This is a genomic window from Pseudomonas migulae (assembly GCF_043225285.1).
In the GTDB taxonomy this organism is placed as follows: Bacteria; Pseudomonadota; Gammaproteobacteria; order Pseudomonadales; family Pseudomonadaceae; genus Aquipseudomonas; species Aquipseudomonas migulae_C.
This window is the reverse complement of sequence record NZ_CP171224.1, coordinates 24,823-40,739: the sequence shown is the minus strand read 5'-3', so window position 1 is coordinate 40,739 and position 15,917 is coordinate 24,823. Positions and strand designations below refer to the sequence as shown.

Genomic DNA, 15,917 nt, shown 5'->3' with positions numbered 1-15,917 from the left:
GGGAGGGGGTTAGAAGCTGATGGCGCGGAGCCAAGCGCGGGCAGTGTCGAGGTCCACGTCGAAGCCCAGGGCTACAACCTCAACAATGTCGTCGACCGGCGGCGCGGACGTAGTTACGTCATCAGGTTCAGCTGCGATCGCCTTTGTGCTGATGGGGGCGACTTCAACCTTCGCTTCGACCAGTGCAGGCGTTGCGACAGTGACCGGGGCCGGTGCGGCAGCCTGCGCGCGCAGGCGGGCTAATTCTTCCTGGTCACGCTGGTTCTGCTCGTCCTTCAACCGCTGGGCGTCTTGATCACGCTGCAGTTGCTCGCGCTGCCGGTTCAGTTCCGCCTGCTGGTCTGCAATGCGCTGGCGATCTTCTGCTGCGATCCGTTGGCGTTCTTTTTCCGCGCTTTCATCGGCAATGCGCTGCTTCTCGCGCAACTCATCGAGTTCTTTTTGCTGGGCCAGCAGTTTGGCGGCAGCCTCTTCACGATCAACCGCGGATCTATGCAGCGTTTCCAGCTGTTCAATCGCGTTGTCGCGAGCGATGGTGCCTTCAGCTTCGAACTCGGCATATTCTTCGGGCAGGATCACCGACTCTTTGACGCTTTGCAGAACGATGGCGACGTCTGCAGCACTGCGGCTTGCGTATGCAGCAGCGACAGAACTGAAGCGGGTGATCTTCGTCCGGATGGCATCGACGCGTTCGGCCTCGACACGTTCGCGCTCGGCTTTGGCATCAGCCACACGTTTTTCTTCAGCCTTGATTGCTTCGTCAACGGGCGTCTCGATCGCCAACACTCGATCCTTTAGCGCCTCGCCGAATTCCTTGACCTGGTTGACCCGAGCCTGGGCATCCTTGACCTTCTGCTGATAGGGAACCAGCGCCGTTTTGGTGGTGTTGGCCAGGGCGTAGCGCACGTCGCGGATATCGACACGGACTTCCTTCGCGTTCGCCAGGCCTTCGCTGGTCGAGCAGTCAACGACCAACTTGGCGTAGGTGGTTTCCAAACGAACGATCTGCTCCTCGTGCGGCCGGTATTCGGCGATGTCGGTGACAGCGACCGAAGGGGCAACAGCGTTTTGCGCAACTTCGGTTTCGCCCATTTCGAGCGAGTCTTGCGCGAGTGCTTGTTTATTTGCAGGCATGACAGTTCCTTGCCGCGCGGTGCGCAGCGTTTGAGGAGGTGGGTTATTGGGTGATTTGGCCGGAGTAGGCGCTTGCCAATATCCAGGCTGTGAAGAAGAGCAGGGCGAGGGCCGAGCCGCGCCAGAACCAATAGCGCTTGGCGCGCTGGTAGGAGGTCATCGAGACACCGACATCGGCAGTTCGATGTTCCGAGGTTCGCCGTTCTCTTTGAACAGCGCGTATTGGAACAGCATCACGGTCAGGCCGAAGGCCAGAAGCCAAAATACGATCTTCATGGCCGGACCCTCACCGCGATTCGCCCGCCCTTCATGGTGGCCGCCAAGCGCTTCGGCAGGCTGGCCACTGAACGCTCGCGCGGTTGGCCGATCACTTCGTTAAACGGAAGGCCGAAGCCGAGCATGACCAGCTTCGATTCAATCTCGTCGAGTTGATCGTCGATCAGTGATTTAACGGGTGGGGTGGTCATGCCGTTCTTCCTTGCCTGCGTTCGAAAACACGATGCAGGCGATCGGTGTAGTGGGCTTCTTCCGTTGCGGTGATGATGCTCAGCGTGCGGAAGATCAGAAGCGCGGTATTGGCCGAAGCCTTTACCGCGACTGCGGTGCAGTTGGGGTCGATCATGCTTTCGACGTAGCCGTTGAGCATGCCGATCGCCAAGTCATGGTTGCTGGTACTCACGCTGCACCTCTTGTTGGCGGACAAACCGTTTCCATCTGAGCCATGGCTTCGGCAATGCGCCGCTGCAGGCCTTTGCGTTCAACAAGAAGGCGCAGTGCGCGATCTTCCAGTGCCTGCGTTCGCTTGACCGCTTCAGCCTCGTAGTCGTGAAACTCTTCGGGCTGAGGTCTTTTATCGCGCCCCCAAGCGTCGTAGCGCCTGTCCCACTCTCGGGCCTGCGCACTGTCTGCATAGCTGGTTGCCATGGTCGCCTCCAGAGTGGCGGGGTGTTGATCCAACAAAACTCGGCTGCACTCATCCGTTCCGCTGGTTGCCGTTGGGCGCGGAGGGGAGTGCATGCGAATTTGTTCGGGGAAGGGGCCCCAGGCCCGCTACTGGCGACGGCCTGGGTTTTCAGCATCAAGTTGTACTGGTGCGATGGGGTGGTCTACCGGTTGCCCGGCCGATGCGCGGTGACATCGACAACCTACTGTCCGCTGCCTGTATGGGTGTTGGGCGCAGCCTTCAGGCTTGCGGCGCCACGCGGGTGGAGCGTTGGTCTACTTCATGGCGGTAGCTCCTATCGCTCGCTCACTGGGCAGGCAGTGGCCACCTTTGATTTCCCGTCTGGCCCTGTCACCAAGGCCAGCCAGTGAAATCTGTCTGCCGTGACCCGCTACTGGCGTCGGTCACCGGCTTCAATCGAATGTCGCGTTTCACCATTGGCGCCGATTCCTCGATTCGCCCCAGTTCAACTTTCCGTCTCGCTTAAAGATCTTGGTTCCAGTCGATCCCCGGGAGGGGGCTGGGAGATCATTTCGCTGATCCCGTGCTATCTGGCGGCTTCACCAGTCGTATGCCGGGTCTCTCGACCCTTCGCTGCGGGTCCCTTGTTGGGTACTCGGTGGCGATGGATGTAAGTTAACCGCCGGTTTATGTATCGTCAATACCGCCGGTTAATTTATTTTCCAAGGTTGTGGCGTATGCTCTGGCCTTGACTGTATGTATATCCAGTATTTAGGAGGCGAGATGGCGAAGGTGGAAAAACAAGAAAAGCAGGCAGAGCGCCTGGAAATGAGTGGAATTGAGCGCCTTGGCCTGCGTGTCTCAGAGATGATCAATCACCCCGTAGCGCAGATTCAGCGATGGGTAACGATCCATCGTCTGGACACGGATGGAGATCGGGAGTGGGAGGAGGTGAGGGGGCTGTTAAACGAGACGGATGAAATTGACATGACGATCAATGACGATGAGTCGTTGACGCTGAGGTGGGAGGCGAGCGCGCTGGAGGATCGGCTATTCGAAGTCCTGGAGCCCGCCGAGGAGCCCGCACCTTTCTGAAAACCAATGGTTACGAGGCTCACAATTTATGGCGCACTGCCACCATTGGTCGGCATTGTGTCAAGCGCAGTGAACGCCTTCGTTTTTGCATCATCTACCCTTCGGACAAACACTCGGGGGCGTAATGAAAGAGGTTCAACGAAGGCAGGCAATGACTGCATGGCGAGACATCTACGCCCTACCAGAAAGCCAAATCAACGGGGAGGTGAGATACGACCGACTCTTGAGAAAAGCGGACGAAATGGAGCGCGCAGATCTCATCACAAGCGATGAATGGCGAAAGCTTGCACAAGAGGCGGGGACGTTGCTCGCTAAGAGCTCAGAATGTATGGGGGGCTCTGGCGATTAGCGTTCGTATCGCTGATGATTTTCGACGAAGCCATCGCACTGTTGTAGAAAAAACGAGAAAGCCCGGCTCTGGTCCGGGCTCCACTTGTTGTTGGCCTGTTAAGCGGCAATATTTGGCGCTTTGAGACCTTTCGTGTACTCGGCTTTCATAGCCTCCATTTGTTCTCCCAGCTCATCCAGTTTCGCTTTGCCGAACAGCTTTTTCGCCTGAGGAAACATTTCGGTTTCCTCTTCTTCAATGTGATGCTCCAGCAACTCCTTAACGACCTTGGCGCGACCTGCAAACTCAGGAGTCGAAGGATCCGTCGCTTTTAGGTCAGGCAGCACGAGAGAGTCGACGGTACGATGCTCTTCTTTGGCCTCGTAGTACATCTCCTCTTCCTCCTTGCCCCCTGCCTCCTTGTAGGCTGGATAGAGGATCTCTTCCTCCAGCTTGGTGTGGATGGTGATTTCCATTTCGAGCTTGGCTACCAGGTCGGCACGCTTTTTCGTAGCCCGATCACTGGACTCGTTCAATTGGGCAAGGATGTCTTTAACTCGTACGTGGTCAGCCTTCAAAAGGTCAATGGCGTTCATTGTGTTTGCCTCTGCTATCACGAATTGGTGTGGGACGGTCATTGCCGACTCCACTTTGTTTTCCAAGATAGAAGTGCATCACCTGTGCCAATCAGCGGCGTAAATAATCAGTTTGAGTATCAATGCTTTAGACGCGATGATGGCAGCAAGGGCTCATGCATGCTGCACGAGGGACAGCCCGCAGCATTGCAAATAGCGGGTGTAGAAAGGGCGTAGAAACGAAAAGCCGGCGCTGGGCCGGGCTTTGTTCAGGCGCAGGTTCCGCCTTTATGATGCGACCCTGTCCCGCCTGTGGGATGGGTGCCTTTAGGACAAGCCGAGGCGGACAGCGAAAAAACGGAAAGTAGAGCCACCAGGCCAAGCACAGCAAATTTTTTCATGACGCCTCCATGCACTGCAGGATGCAGTACCAGCGAATCGGCGTGAGTTGAGATTACTTGAACGGAAGCCCGGCGCTGGCCGGGCTGTCGTCAAACATATCGATAAGATTGTGGAGCTGTAATGTTTTCGCCGTAGTCGCGCAGATTAATTGGAGTTTGGTACTTTGTTACCTCGCCCACCTTTATGGCAAAAGCTTTCTCTCGGCCAGAAAAGTACTCGCTGTAGAAATCTTTGCTGATCCCTGCATGTTTTTTTGTTTCTTTCCAGACACTGGATGGCGAGCCTTCAATTACTCCATCGATTGAAAATTCGCCGATAATTTTTCCTACTGGCATCGTTGCGTAAACGATGACTTTTGAAATGTTTTCACGCTTGAAAATGCTCTTTCTAAACTCAAAGAGCTTTTCGCCTTGAAAGATCTTGTCCGCGAACTCTGGTTTAATTGACAATAAGACGTTCATCGGGTGACCCCATTTCAATAATTTTATCAAACTGTTGGCGGGTAAGATTTATGCAGCTCCAGCGGAGCGCTTCATCTATGCCTGCTTCGTCGATAAGTTTACCGCGATTTGGTCGCTTGGGAAAGGCAATATTGTATGTGAAGCGAACGATGAATTGGTTGTTGCTCTTTTTGTAGAAGTCTATCAGCTCGTTTTCTGAGAATACGCTATGCGGTCTGCAATAGTTCAAATATTCTTCGATAGTTTGGAAGTCGTTCATGTGTTTGGTTTCCTCCACAACGCATACAGAACTCGCAACGGCGCGGAAACGCGCCGCGCCTGCTCCGTCACCAGTCCTGTAAATTACCAGCGCGTCGCCTTTTTTCATGTTCGCCACACCTGGCATGTTACATAGGTAAACCTTGTGTATGCTGTTGGTGTGCGACACATCTCTAACGATCAAAGCTGGATCTTCATTATGGAGGATTGAATCGGGAAACAATATAGAGTGAAACTCAGGCTTAACAGCTAATAGGTGAATTTTGCTTCCGTTCATGTTGACCGTTGGATAATCAAGAATCGGATTTCCAGTGGTGGTGGGAATTGATTTTTTATAAACGAATTCTACACCGTTTGCTGTATTCTTATTGCCATGACGAACAAATCCATACTTCTCAAATAACGAAATCAGGCCTTCGTGCTTTTCAAAAACCGTTACGTAAGCATCCTCGGCTTTATGAAGAATCAGGTGGTCAAATATTTTCTTTAAAAAACGTTCTCCCAGTTTTGTGCCGTGAGCATTAATTTTCAGGGTTCCAATTTTTAAATGTATGCCGTTTGGTAGAGGTGGAGTTACATCGTCTACAGAGCCTTTTTCAAGCTTTAAATATAAAAATCCATCGAGTTTGTTTGCGTCGTTAAAGAACACGTAAGCTCTAGAGCCTTCTGCACTTTTCTTGGCGAACCATTCCGGCAATTCTTTATAGTCCGCCTTCAACGAATCAAAAAATACGTCTTGGAAGTCGATGTCTGAAAAGTTAAGGTACTGTAAATTCATTTGTTCATCCTTGATATTAGTTAAAAGAAGTATGTCGCTCGTTGAAGCCGTTCGCCTTTAAGGAAAATATCATCGCGTCTCGCAAGCCTTTGCCCGCACAATTCCGCCCGCCTTCACCTCATCCGCATAACCCGCGAGCTTATGCCGCTGAACTTCCAACAGCGCCCCCATCTTCATCAGCGCCATTGCTTCGTCGGGAGTCCTCCTGAATTCAGCCATGTCTGTCAGCTCACCTACTGCCCAGCGAATGACTGCGCTCGCATCCTCAAGGTCATAGAACAGCTCCTGCTGCGCGGTGCGTGGCCCGTCGAGCCCCTGGATGAGATCTGCCATCAATACCTCTTCTGCCATGGCAGTCTTCAATGAAGAGTTTTTCGGCTCTCGCCAATCCTGATCCGATCGAGCGCCCTGTTTAATGCATCTAAGGCGTCGAGAAGGGCTTTCGCCTCCGCTTCTCGACCATCACCCCAAAGACGTTCAGCCATTTTGTTCAGGGCGAGGATTGATCGCTCTATGTCTGCAGCAGTTGCGTCGACTTTGCTGTCCGGCTGATTCTTCGTGCTGATGGGCATGGCTTCAAACCGGTTGTCCGTTCCACACGTAAAGCACGCGAGCGAGGATGTGGGTGTCCTCCACACGGATATCCTCGGGGTCGTGGTGCTTGTTGTCCGAGATCATCTTGAAGCGGTCTTTGCCTTTCTTCTGAAGGCGCTTCACGTACAGCATTTCGTCGTGGGAGAAGAGATAGATGCCATCCCCAGTGAACTCCCGAATCGTGATGTCCACGAGGAGAGGGTCGCGATCCTTGATCGTTGGGGCCATTGACTGACCCCAGCCGGTGATCATCTTGAGGTGGAAGTGTTCTTTGAACGTCACGCCCATCTCGCGCAAATGCTTGGGGCTAACCCGTATGTCCTGAAGCATTTCCGGGTATTCGTGCGGGATTTGCCCGCCGCCCATTGCAGCTCGGACGTCGTAGTGAGCAATCCACACTTCATCACCCACTTGGCCTGGCCGAGAGAACTCCACGGTGATGACGTTGCTTGGCTCTTCGGCAGCGGCAAGCAGTCTCTGCCTTGCAGCTTCAGACAGCGACTTACCCTGCTTCTCTAGCATTTGACGAACGATGTCTGACGCGGTCGCGCCTGGCGCTGAAGCGGTGGCGCGCTCAGCGCTGCTGGTGAGCCCGCTGATCTCCTTCGCCAATCTCTTGCTGAACTTCTCTACTGGTACATCCAGCAGGCGAGCCAGCACCGCGGCAAACTTTACATTCAGCGGGTTCGTGCCGTTCAGGTACATAGCGACAGCGGCAGCAGAAATATCAGCTGCTTCTGCAAGGCTCGCTTGAGTGAGGCCAAGGGCGTTTTTTTTCGATACGAAAAGCGCCTTCGCGGCGTCGCACTCAGCTTTCAGCTCTGGGGACAGTTCTTTCTTTTTGCTCATCCGTGAAATTTAACCGTTGGTTAATTTATTTGCGGCAACCGGCGGTATTGCTAGAAACCTAACCGGCGGTTAATATCGTTCTCGAAAACACCATTCGAGAATCCCAGAATGAAGCAGATCCCACTTACAGAGCTGGTTGCTACGAAAGGGCAGGCCTTTGCGGCCAAGGCTCTGGGGGTCAGCCCTGCGGCAATCAGCAAAGCCATCTCGGCCGAACGAAATATTTCAGTCACCTGCAACTCGGACGGGACTTTTGAAGCGCATGAGCTCAAGTCCTTCCCGGCGCAGGCAGCCCTAAAAAAAACTGCCGCCTAACCCAGCACCGTCACCCCGAAAGCGGAAGTGAACCTATGGCCTACGACGACAAAGCGCATCGGCACGAACACCAGGTGAAGGTGCGCCTCGATGACGAAGTCTTCCAAGAGCTCAAGGAAGTCGCTCGCGACATGAAGCTGCAACACAGCGTGCTCAGCCGGGAAATCATCGAAGCGGCGCTTGAGGTCAGGCGAACACTGGGTGAGCTGCCGTTTGAGCTTGAAAGGCGACAGGCCTGAAAAGGTACCAGAGGGGGATTTATGCCCGACGCAGTAGTGGATCTCAGGAAGAACGCAACGGAAGAACTGGCGCATTGGGCGCTTGAGATGGGGATCACCCCAGATGCATTGGCCTCCGAGCTTGTGCGAATGGCGATGCCGGGGCTCAAGAAGGCGATAGGCGATTCAACAAAGCCCGACGGCAACGTCCTGACCTTCGCCATCAAGCGATGAGTTCCGCCCCTTATTAGGGACTGGAGAGCGAGAAGGGCAGACCGGTAACGGTTTCCATATTTGGTGCTGGTCCCTGGTTCGGGACTGGAAGTGAAGAAGGTCATGGATACGTCCCTAATCAGTTGATGGACGAATTATTGCCTTGTTGGCGTATCGCCACCACGGAAACAAAAGCGAGGTTTTACGGATGGAAGATTTTCTGCGGGCTTGCCAGAGCGCTGTTCTGGACAACGAGGCGAAAGCCCTGGCGGCAAAGATGGGTGTTCCGCACGTAGGCCTTCTTCAGCGCGCCAATCCTGACAACGATGCTCATCACCTGACCGTGGAGCATCTGTTCGGGATCCTGCTGCACACCGGCGACATGCGTCCGTTGATGGCACTGGCGGAGGAGTTCGGCTTTTCCCTGGTGTCGAGGGTCGCCCCAGAGCCGCAAGCCCTGACGTCATCGCTGATCAATGTCGGTAAAGAAATCGCCGACTTGACCATCGCTGTGCACGAGGCGCTGGGCGACAACCACGTCAACCAGTTTGAGAAAGCCCAGATCCGAGTCGAGATCGACCACGTTCGCAAGAGCCTGGATGTGATGGATTCGTCGGTGAAGGCTGCCTGAATTTCAGACACAAAAAAGCCGACGTACGAGGTCGGCTTCTTCTACAGCTGTTTGCGGAGTCGATTATGCACAAGGAACCCGATCCAGACAATCCCAATGTCGCGACACGTTTTTCGATTCGTGAATTTGTGTCGCGAACCGAATTCAAGAAAGTCTCCCGCGTTATTGGCCACGTGCTTACCGACATGGGCGAGTCATCCATCGTCGAGCCCGGTTCACGCGAATACCACCAGATCGAAGCCATGAAGGCAGCGCAGATGGTCGGCCACCAGTTCACCAAAGAATCCAAGAAACAAGCCAAGCGCGATTGCTTGGGTCATCTGATTGCATCGCTTGCACCGAACGGCGCCAGCAAAAACAAGGCGCCTTCCGCATGAGCAATGTCTTCCAATTACACGCAAGCAACCCGGGGGGCTTTACCCGGATGGACAACGACCTCTATGGCGCGCTGATCCGCGCTGACCTGTCAGGGAGAGAGCTTCGAGTCGCCCTGGCAATCCATCGCCAGACCGCAGGTTACAACGTCCCCAGCGCCCGTATCGCGGCTTCCTACATTGCCGAGATGGCCAACATTCACCGCGAGGACGTTTCGCGCATCATCGGCGAGTTGCTTCGCCAGCGTGTGATTTACCGCGAGGGTGGGAGCAAGGCGCCGATCGGTGTTTCCCCTGCAAATGAATGGCGGATTGACGCCAAAAACAACCGCAAAACCACCACTAAGAAAGAGCCACAGTGTGGCGTTTCCACCACGTCCTTAGTGGCGTTTCCACCACACAATAAAGACACAAATACATCTACTACCTCTGACGAGGTAGTCGTCGACGCCGAGCGTCAACCGGATGCATCGCCTGAGAAAGTATCGAGGACCAAGCAGGACGCTTGCCCACATCGGGCCATTGTCGACCTGTACCACGAAATCCTTGCCGAGCTCCCAGGCGTAGCCCTGATCAACAAAACCCGCATCCAGCACCTGCAAAGCCGGTGGCGTGAACACGAAGCACACCGTGACTTGGCGTTCTGGCGCGAGTACTTCGAATCCGTGAAAGCGTCGAACTTCCTGATGGGCAAGGTTGAAGGTCGATTCGGTACCAAGCCGTTCCGCGCCTCGTTCGACTGGCTGATCGCTCCTCGAAACTTCGTGAAGGTTGTCGAGGGAAATTACAATGCGTGATCCCTACAGCGTAGAGGCCGAACACGGCCTGCTCGGCGCCATGATGCAGCGCCCTGAGCTGATCGACACCCTTAGTGATGACCTGTCCGCCGAGTCGTTCTACTTCCCGGAAAACGCAGACGTCTACCGGGCGATCATGGCGGTTCGATCGGCAGGCCAGGCCGTGGACTTCCTCACGGTCGGCAACCACATCGGAACACTAGCCACCGGCACTCCCGCGTTCGCCTACTGTGCCGAGATCGTCAAGAACACGCCGAGTGTTGCCAGCGCCGGCACCTACGCCGCAATCGTCCGAGAGCGTGCCATTGACCGCGCCCTGTACGAGCTGGGCAGCCAGGCGATGGAGATTTCCCAAGGGGATCAGGACACCCAGACCAAGATTGCCGCAATCCAGACAGCGGCTATGGCCATCGACAGCGGTTCAGGTGCTGACGAAGTAGTGAAAGCTTCGGACGTGCTGATCGAACAGGTCGAAGTCTGGCAGGAGCGGCATGACCGGTACGAGCGCGGTGAAACGTTGATTGGCTTGTCCACTGGGCTGACTGATCTCGACGAAAAGCTCGGCGGTTTGCAGCCCGAGCAACTGATCATCGTTGCCGGCCGCCCTGCGATGGGCAAAACCACGTTGGCCATGGGGTTCGCCATCAACGCCGCCGTGCACCAGAACAAATCGTCACTGGTGGTCAGCCTTGAGATGAGCAAAGGCCAATTGCTGGATCGCGCCATCGCATCCGAGGGCAAGATCCCGCTGGGACTGATGAAGAACGGTACCGCATGCGAGAGCCACGGCGCTCAGATGACCGCGGCGTCCCACATGATTCGAAAAGCCAATCTGTTTTTTGCTGACCGCTCCGGCGCCACCGTTGGCCGGATTCGCTCCCTGGCTCGCCGCCACAAGATGCGCTACGGACTGGACCTTTTGGTCATCGACTATCTGCAACTGATGGAAGGCGAGGGCGGTAACCGCACCGAGGAAGTCAGCGGGATGAGTCGTGGTTGCAAGCTGTTGGCGCGCGAGCTCGGAATCCCCGTCGTCCTGCTCAGCCAGCTTTCCCGCAAATGCGAAGAGCGCCCGAACAAGCGCCCTGTGCCCTCCGACCTTCGCGAGTCCGGCGCAATCGAGCAAGACGCCGACGTGATCCTGTTCGTGTACCGCGATGAGGTCTACCACGAAAACAGCGAATACAAAGGCATCGCCGAAATCATCATCGGCAAGGGACGCGACGTGGAAACAGGCACCGTGCGCGCAGCGTTCATCGGCCAATACAACCGCTTTGAAAACCTCGCTGCTGGCTGGAAGGCAGAGCCAGTCGAGGCGTCGTCGAAAGTGACGCCTCTTGCGAATCGCTACGCGAAGAAGGAGCGCTTCTGATGGAACCTCTAACTGAAATCCCCAAATCAATAATGACGCTGGCCTGGACCCTGCTCGGTTTCGCAATCGGCGTGCTTTGCGTGGTGATCACAATCGCGGTGACGTCATGAGCGCCCCGACGCGAGCAAATGTGAAGGATCTGCGCGCCGCTTTGATCCTGGCGCAGATATTTGCCAAGCACGGAGTTCTGTTCGTGCCGATGCCGGTAGCTACTGCCGAGGAGCACGCAGAGTTGTCGGCCAAGGCTTGGCAGAAGCTCGACGAGATGGAGCTGGCGGCGGAGCAGCGGACATGACCGACAAGATCAGCGTCAACAGCCAGGCCAAGCTCACGGAGGCCATCACCTGCCTAAGCACGATGTTCCGCGAGAAGAAGTTCGTGGTGGTTTCGCTGCGCCCGGGCAAGGATCGCACGCTTGATCAAAACCGGTTGTGGTTCGCGATGTACAAGCGCATCGCTGAGATGACCCAGATCGGCGACGCCGCCGATGCTCGCCAGTACTGCAAATTGCACATTGGCGTGCAGATCCTGCTGAACGAGGACGCAGGGTTTCAGGCCGAGTGGTACCGGGTGATGCGCCACCTCCCGTACGAAGCGAAGCTGGACATGATGGGCGGCTGCAAGCTGTTCGGGCCCGACGGGTTTCCGGTCACCAGCCTGTTCAACCGCGCCCAGGGCATCGCCTACACCGACCGGATCGTCGCGCGCTTTGCTCCGCAGGGCGTGCACTTCGATGACCTGCTTAGCCAGGAGGCTGCATGACGATCGAACGGAAGCAGCCAAAGGCGAAGAAGTGCCGTGTTGCAGTGTGCGGGGCCTCGTTCGTCCCGGCGCGCCTGGGCCAGGCAGTGTGCAGTCCGGCGTGCGCAATCATCGACGCGCCGAGACACGCGCCGAAGGCCCGCAAGGCCATAGCTCAGATCGAGCGCAAAGAGATCCAGGTCCGCAAGGAGAAGCTGAAGAGTAGGGCGGATCACCTGCGTGAAGCCCAGGCCGCGGTGAACGAATACGTTCGTCTGCGTGACTCGCACCTTCCGTGCATCAGCTGCGACTCAACGCCGAACGACAGTGACCTCATGACGGGCAGTCGGTGGGATGCCGGGCATTACCGCTCGGTGGGTGCCTGCCCGGAGCTGCGCTTCGAGCCGTTGAACATCCACCGCCAGTGCGTGAAGTGCAACCGCAACCTTTCCGGCAATGCCGTGGAGTACCGCATCCGTCTGGTGCTGCGCATTGGTACCGAGAAGGTCGCATGGATCGAAGGGCCTCACCCGGCCCGCAAGTACACCGTGGAAGAGATCAAGGCCATCAAGGCTGAATACCGGGCAAAGACCAGAGAGCTGAAGGGGAGAGCGGCATGACATATCGCAATGTGGTATCCGCAGTTGTTCGGGCGCTAGCCGCCGAAACCATCAACTCCGCCGGCGGCTGCGACTTCGAACCCAAAGTCCAGTGCGCCAAGCAGAAGGGGGAGATCGTCGGTAAAGAGGCTGCATTCCTTACCGACTGCTGGGTGTTCGGCCGGCTGCACAAATCGTTGTCGGCGGCGCACTGGCGGGCACTGGTCGCAAAGTACTCCACGCACGACGAGCGCAAGCATGGGGCAATCCTTGAGTTGATCAAGACGGCGCAGTCTCCAGCGCCGCGCCGCTTCCGTGAATGCGCGGTGCTGACCTGGGCAATCCCGCAAGTGGCCGGTGCCGAGGGCAAACGGTCCGCCGCGGTCCTGCCTGCGGCGTGGTACGACATCACCAATTGGGACAACGACGGCAAGCCGGAATCGACCCGGTACCGGTGGCGCTCGAATATCCGCAAGGCACTGGATGACCAGGTGAACGAAGCGCTGACTGCTGCTCAGGAACTGCTGGATTCAGAGGGTCTGATCGAAAGTTGCGCGGCGTAGCAAATAGCCATTGCAATGAGTGAGAAAGTGAGAGAGTATTTATCCATCCTGTCGTTTCTACGTGTGTAGGAGTGGCAACAAAAACCCGGCCATAGTGTCGGGTTTTTTTTGGAGTTTTCGAGTTCATAAGGACATGGTCATGCGGGTTGTCACTTTCGTAACTTTTTTTGCTTTAGCACTTGCCGGTTGCTCTGGAATCCCTTCAGTTCCATATGAAGAGCCTGCTCAATCAGAGGGGGTGGCGCGTCTTCGCGTGATCACTAACTCCAGTGTATATGGAGATAGCATCACTGGCAGTTGTGCCCCTGCTACTCGCCATAAGATGGCTGATGCCGGACGCTTCGGACGGGACGGGACGGCGAACATCAACTATCCGCAGTACCCTCTGAAGTCGGCGAGCGTTGGGATGCCGAAAAGAGTTGCGCCCACTCTTACTGAATACGTCCCAGCAGTTCGGATGGGCGAAGGCGTATATAAAGAGGTCGTAACCGAGTATCGCGTTAGGACTGATCTGCCGTTCCAAATTGCAACCCTGGGCGCGACCATTGGTGGCTATGGCAGCACATACTCGTCCTGCGGTGGCCAAGCGCTCGTTTACAAGCTGGAGTCAGGGAAAGACTACGAAGTTTTGGTTGGGGTAGGTAGCAGACCAAGCAGCGATGGCGGACAAGCGCTTACTTGCATGCTCGGAGTTATCGAACTTATGCCCTTAGCTGGAACTTCAATCGTAATTCCCCAAATGCTGACACCTTCTGCGCCTCCGCAGGTGGCCTGCAAAAACTAACAAGCACAGCCCGACATAGAGCGGGTTTTGCGTATAGCAGAAACGAGAAAGCCCCGACATTGATCGGGGCTTTTTTGTACCTCCGAGGAAAGCCGCTACCCAGTGGATGTTTTCCCGGACGTATCAAGTCCAATCATTTCGGCTCCACCACATCCATTGCTATGGCTGGGAGTGCTGCTGGGGCTGATTCAAATCCGCAGGTCATTGCCTGCTGTATTCCCAACTCCCTGACGGGGAGGAACTGAGATGCCCAACATGCCAGACAAACCAGACACCTGGGCGATTGCGCTTGCGTGGTTGAGCCAGCATTCGCCGATCCTCTTCGCCGCTGGACTGTCCTGTGCCATGGCTGTGCTTCGAATCACATACGGTGGTGGCACTCGCCGTCAGATGCTGGTGGAAGGTGCGATCTGCGGAGGCCTGACCCTTACGATCATCAGTGGTCTGGATTTCTTCGGCCTACCTCAGAGCATGGCCACCTTTGCCGGTGGCTGGGTTGGCTTCCTGGGTGTGGAGAAGATCCGCAACATCGCCGACCGAGTGACGGACTTCAAGTTGCCGAGCCGCAAGCCTGAATAGTCCGCGACACGTTTCGCGAATTATCAAATCGTGTCGCGACACTGGAGAAGGGTATGACCAACGTCACCCCGTCTGCATCACGCACTTTCGCTGAGTCTTGCGATCGTGAAGGCGATCAACGATATGGATACCGCGCTTGTGAAAGCCATTGACGATGCCAAGGCCGCCGGAATGCCCCAAGGGCTGCTCGTCGCATTGCTACACGGTCAGGCTCATTCGCAGACCGCGATCATGGTGAGCTAATAGTTGTTCCTTTTTTTCACAAAATGCTTTCCTAATGTTTAGTTGCGATGTGCTGATGAGGTAGCATTGCGCAACCAGAAAGCATAGGAGTGGACGAACCTGGCAGAACGCAGCCTGCACGACGGCACCTGTAACAACGATCACTGGGAATAACGGCCCCGTGATTTTCACACAGACCAATGTCAGTACATGCAAAAACCAGGTCGGGAGTTCAATTCTCCCTAGCGAAAACAAAAAAACATCACCTACTAAGAGCTCTCGGAGCCCAAAGATGAAAAAACGAAACCGCAACTTCAAATCGATCCTTCGAAATGCTGCTGTGGGCGTCGTGATGTCGGGTTCGCTGCTGGGTGTAGACGGTGCACACTCCGTCCAGCCCTATGCTTTTTGATTTGATTTCAATTCCTGGCCGCATTCACGCGTAGCCATACCTTAAGTTCACCAGGTGGGGGGTATGACCATTAATAGGCCATATCCACCAGCGGCGATAACTGAGTTTTCTGAATTATCCGACTTCAGCATCCGCCTCACTCCGGCTCCTGAAGTGTGGGAATGGCTGGGCGCTGAGATCCTTGCCGACACCGGCAGCATTCACAACGAAGACCATGCCCACCTTCTGGATGCAGACATCCAGGTCATGTGGGCATCTTCAGCCTTCACCAAGAAGGGACGCACTGTAGTTGGCCAAGCCGAACAAGTGGCGTTTCGCGCAGGTGGTTGGCAGAAAGCCCGAATGGAACAGCAGATGTTCGATTGGTTCGGCGAGGTGCCGGCTTACATCATCACCCTGGCTGCCGATTACTGCGCCCAGTGTTCCGACGCTGACTTCTGCGCCCTGGTAGAACACGAGCTCTATCACATTGCCCACGCCAAGGATAAGTACGGTCAGCCTGTCTTCACGAAGGACGGGGCGCCGAAGCTTGAGATGCGTGGACACGATGTCGAAGAGTTCGTCGGAGTGGTTCGCCGGTATGGCGCGAGCCCTGACGTTCAGGCGCTGGTGGATGCTGCAAACAGTCCTGCCGAGGTAGGGAAGCTGAATATATCGAGGGCCTGCGGAACCTGTCTGCTCAAGTCGGCCTGAACCCATGACAGGTTTTGACGGATGAT

General features: G+C 55.8%; 26 protein-coding genes. 16 read left to right on the top strand and 10 right to left on the bottom strand.

Annotated elements, in window-relative coordinates:
• Positions 1-9: 9 nt before the first annotated feature.
• From ACF6ZU_RS00285 to ACF6ZU_RS00270, 4 genes are all read right to left on the bottom strand, one after another.
• The gene (locus tag ACF6ZU_RS00285; protein WP_392889739.1) at positions 10-1,134 is read right to left on the bottom strand and encodes a hypothetical protein; all 1,125 of its coding nucleotides are present in this window, start codon (positions 1,132-1,134) and stop codon (positions 10-12) included.
• Between the two features lie 272 nt (positions 1,135-1,406).
• The gene (locus tag ACF6ZU_RS00280) at positions 1,407-1,601 is read right to left on the bottom strand and encodes a hypothetical protein (RefSeq protein ID WP_392889737.1); all 195 of its coding nucleotides are present in this window, start codon (positions 1,599-1,601) and stop codon (positions 1,407-1,409) included.
• Complete coding sequence (locus ACF6ZU_RS00275; protein WP_392889735.1) at positions 1,598-1,813, bottom strand: hypothetical protein; 216 nt, start codon at positions 1,811-1,813, stop codon at positions 1,598-1,600. Before ACF6ZU_RS00275 ends, ACF6ZU_RS00280 begins: the two co-directional genes overlap by 4 nt.
• A complete protein-coding gene (locus ACF6ZU_RS00270; RefSeq protein WP_392889733.1) occupies positions 1,810-2,058 on the bottom strand; it encodes a hypothetical protein in 249 nt (82 codons plus the stop codon). The genes ACF6ZU_RS00275 and ACF6ZU_RS00270 overlap by 4 nt, the downstream gene beginning before the upstream one ends.
• 763 nt (positions 2,059-2,821) lie before the next feature.
• Between ACF6ZU_RS00270 and ACF6ZU_RS00265 the strand changes: the two genes are divergently transcribed.
• Positions 2,822-3,133: a DUF1654 domain-containing protein gene (locus ACF6ZU_RS00265; protein ID WP_392889731.1), complete on the top strand. Its 312-nt coding sequence runs from the start codon at positions 2,822-2,824 to the stop codon at positions 3,131-3,133.
• A 447-nt stretch (positions 3,134-3,580) separates the two neighbouring features.
• Here the strand turns inward: ACF6ZU_RS00265 and ACF6ZU_RS00260 are convergent, their stop codons facing one another.
• The 6 genes from ACF6ZU_RS00260 to ACF6ZU_RS00235 all read right to left on the bottom strand — a co-directional run bounded on the left by ACF6ZU_RS00260 (position 3,581) and on the right by ACF6ZU_RS00235 (position 7,378).
• Positions 3,581-4,057, bottom strand: a complete 477-nt coding sequence (locus ACF6ZU_RS00260; protein WP_392893982.1) for a hemerythrin domain-containing protein — start codon at positions 4,055-4,057, stop codon at positions 3,581-3,583.
• A gap of 470 nt (positions 4,058-4,527) precedes the next feature.
• The gene (locus ACF6ZU_RS00255) at positions 4,528-4,899 is read right to left on the bottom strand and encodes an ASCH domain-containing protein (protein WP_392889729.1); all 372 of its coding nucleotides are present in this window, start codon (positions 4,897-4,899) and stop codon (positions 4,528-4,530) included.
• Entirely contained in the window at positions 4,877-5,935 is a 1,059-nt protein-coding gene (locus ACF6ZU_RS00250) for an N-acetyltransferase (RefSeq protein ID WP_392889727.1), read from the bottom strand. Before ACF6ZU_RS00250 ends, ACF6ZU_RS00255 begins: the two co-directional genes overlap by 23 nt.
• 69 nt (positions 5,936-6,004) lie before the next feature.
• Positions 6,005-6,268 (bottom strand): hypothetical protein, encoded by a 264-nt coding sequence (locus ACF6ZU_RS00245; protein WP_392893980.1) that lies wholly within the window; start codon positions 6,266-6,268, stop codon positions 6,005-6,007.
• Positions 6,269-6,294: 26 nt separating this feature from the next.
• Positions 6,295-6,507 (bottom strand): hypothetical protein, encoded by a 213-nt coding sequence (locus tag ACF6ZU_RS00240; RefSeq protein WP_392889725.1) that lies wholly within the window; start codon positions 6,505-6,507, stop codon positions 6,295-6,297.
• A gap of 4 nt (positions 6,508-6,511) precedes the next feature.
• Complete coding sequence (locus ACF6ZU_RS00235) at positions 6,512-7,378, bottom strand: helix-turn-helix transcriptional regulator (RefSeq protein WP_392889723.1); 867 nt, start codon at positions 7,376-7,378, stop codon at positions 6,512-6,514.
• A 108-nt stretch (positions 7,379-7,486) separates the two neighbouring features.
• On the opposite strand from ACF6ZU_RS00235, the gene ACF6ZU_RS00230 reads away from it, so the two are divergent.
• The 15 genes from ACF6ZU_RS00230 to ACF6ZU_RS00160 all read left to right on the top strand — a co-directional run bounded on the left by ACF6ZU_RS00230 (position 7,487) and on the right by ACF6ZU_RS00160 (position 15,891).
• Complete coding sequence (locus ACF6ZU_RS00230) at positions 7,487-7,693, top strand: Cro/CI family transcriptional regulator (RefSeq protein ID WP_392889721.1); 207 nt, start codon at positions 7,487-7,489, stop codon at positions 7,691-7,693.
• A 35-nt stretch (positions 7,694-7,728) separates the two neighbouring features.
• Positions 7,729-7,932 carry a hypothetical protein gene (locus tag ACF6ZU_RS00225; protein ID WP_392889719.1) on the top strand — a complete coding sequence of 68 codons (204 nt, stop codon included), beginning with the start codon at positions 7,729-7,731 and terminating at the stop codon, positions 7,930-7,932.
• A 21-nt stretch (positions 7,933-7,953) separates the two neighbouring features.
• Positions 7,954-8,145, top strand: a complete 192-nt coding sequence (locus tag ACF6ZU_RS00220) for a hypothetical protein (protein ID WP_392889717.1) — start codon at positions 7,954-7,956, stop codon at positions 8,143-8,145.
• 187 nt (positions 8,146-8,332) lie between these two features.
• The gene (locus ACF6ZU_RS00215; RefSeq protein WP_392889715.1) at positions 8,333-8,755 is read left to right on the top strand and encodes a phage regulatory CII family protein; all 423 of its coding nucleotides are present in this window, start codon (positions 8,333-8,335) and stop codon (positions 8,753-8,755) included.
• A gap of 65 nt (positions 8,756-8,820) precedes the next feature.
• A complete protein-coding gene (locus ACF6ZU_RS00210) occupies positions 8,821-9,132 on the top strand; it encodes a hypothetical protein (RefSeq protein WP_392889713.1) in 312 nt (103 codons plus the stop codon).
• Positions 9,129-9,926, top strand: a complete 798-nt coding sequence (locus ACF6ZU_RS00205) for a replication protein (RefSeq protein ID WP_392889711.1) — start codon at positions 9,129-9,131, stop codon at positions 9,924-9,926. Before ACF6ZU_RS00210 ends, ACF6ZU_RS00205 begins: the two co-directional genes overlap by 4 nt.
• Complete coding sequence (dnaB, locus tag ACF6ZU_RS00200) at positions 9,919-11,298, top strand: replicative DNA helicase (protein ID WP_392889709.1); 1,380 nt, start codon at positions 9,919-9,921, stop codon at positions 11,296-11,298. The genes ACF6ZU_RS00205 and dnaB overlap by 8 nt, the downstream gene beginning before the upstream one ends.
• 106 nt (positions 11,299-11,404) lie before the next feature.
• Positions 11,405-11,593, top strand: coding sequence for a DUF1382 family protein (locus tag ACF6ZU_RS00195; protein ID WP_392889707.1), 189 nt, complete (start codon positions 11,405-11,407; stop codon positions 11,591-11,593).
• Positions 11,590-12,060: a hypothetical protein gene (locus tag ACF6ZU_RS00190; RefSeq protein WP_392889705.1), complete on the top strand. Its 471-nt coding sequence runs from the start codon at positions 11,590-11,592 to the stop codon at positions 12,058-12,060. Before ACF6ZU_RS00195 ends, ACF6ZU_RS00190 begins: the two co-directional genes overlap by 4 nt.
• Positions 12,057-12,659 carry a recombination protein NinG gene (locus ACF6ZU_RS00185; protein WP_392889703.1) on the top strand — a complete coding sequence of 201 codons (603 nt, stop codon included), beginning with the start codon at positions 12,057-12,059 and terminating at the stop codon, positions 12,657-12,659. The genes ACF6ZU_RS00190 and ACF6ZU_RS00185 overlap by 4 nt, the downstream gene beginning before the upstream one ends.
• Complete coding sequence (locus ACF6ZU_RS00180; protein ID WP_392889701.1) at positions 12,656-13,201, top strand: hypothetical protein; 546 nt, start codon at positions 12,656-12,658, stop codon at positions 13,199-13,201. Before ACF6ZU_RS00185 ends, ACF6ZU_RS00180 begins: the two co-directional genes overlap by 4 nt.
• Positions 13,202-13,340: 139 nt before the next feature.
• Positions 13,341-13,985 carry a hypothetical protein gene (locus tag ACF6ZU_RS00175; RefSeq protein WP_392889699.1) on the top strand — a complete coding sequence of 215 codons (645 nt, stop codon included), beginning with the start codon at positions 13,341-13,343 and terminating at the stop codon, positions 13,983-13,985.
• A 246-nt stretch (positions 13,986-14,231) separates the two neighbouring features.
• Entirely contained in the window at positions 14,232-14,564 is a 333-nt protein-coding gene (locus ACF6ZU_RS00170; RefSeq protein WP_214382207.1) for a phage holin, lambda family, read from the top strand.
• Positions 14,565-14,669: 105 nt separating this feature from the next.
• Positions 14,670-14,807 (top strand): hypothetical protein, encoded by a 138-nt coding sequence (locus ACF6ZU_RS00165; protein ID WP_392889697.1) that lies wholly within the window; start codon positions 14,670-14,672, stop codon positions 14,805-14,807.
• Between the two features lie 460 nt (positions 14,808-15,267).
• Positions 15,268-15,891: a putative metallopeptidase gene (locus tag ACF6ZU_RS00160; RefSeq protein WP_392893977.1), complete on the top strand. Its 624-nt coding sequence runs from the start codon at positions 15,268-15,270 to the stop codon at positions 15,889-15,891.
• The last annotated feature ends 26 nt before the right edge of the window (positions 15,892-15,917 follow it).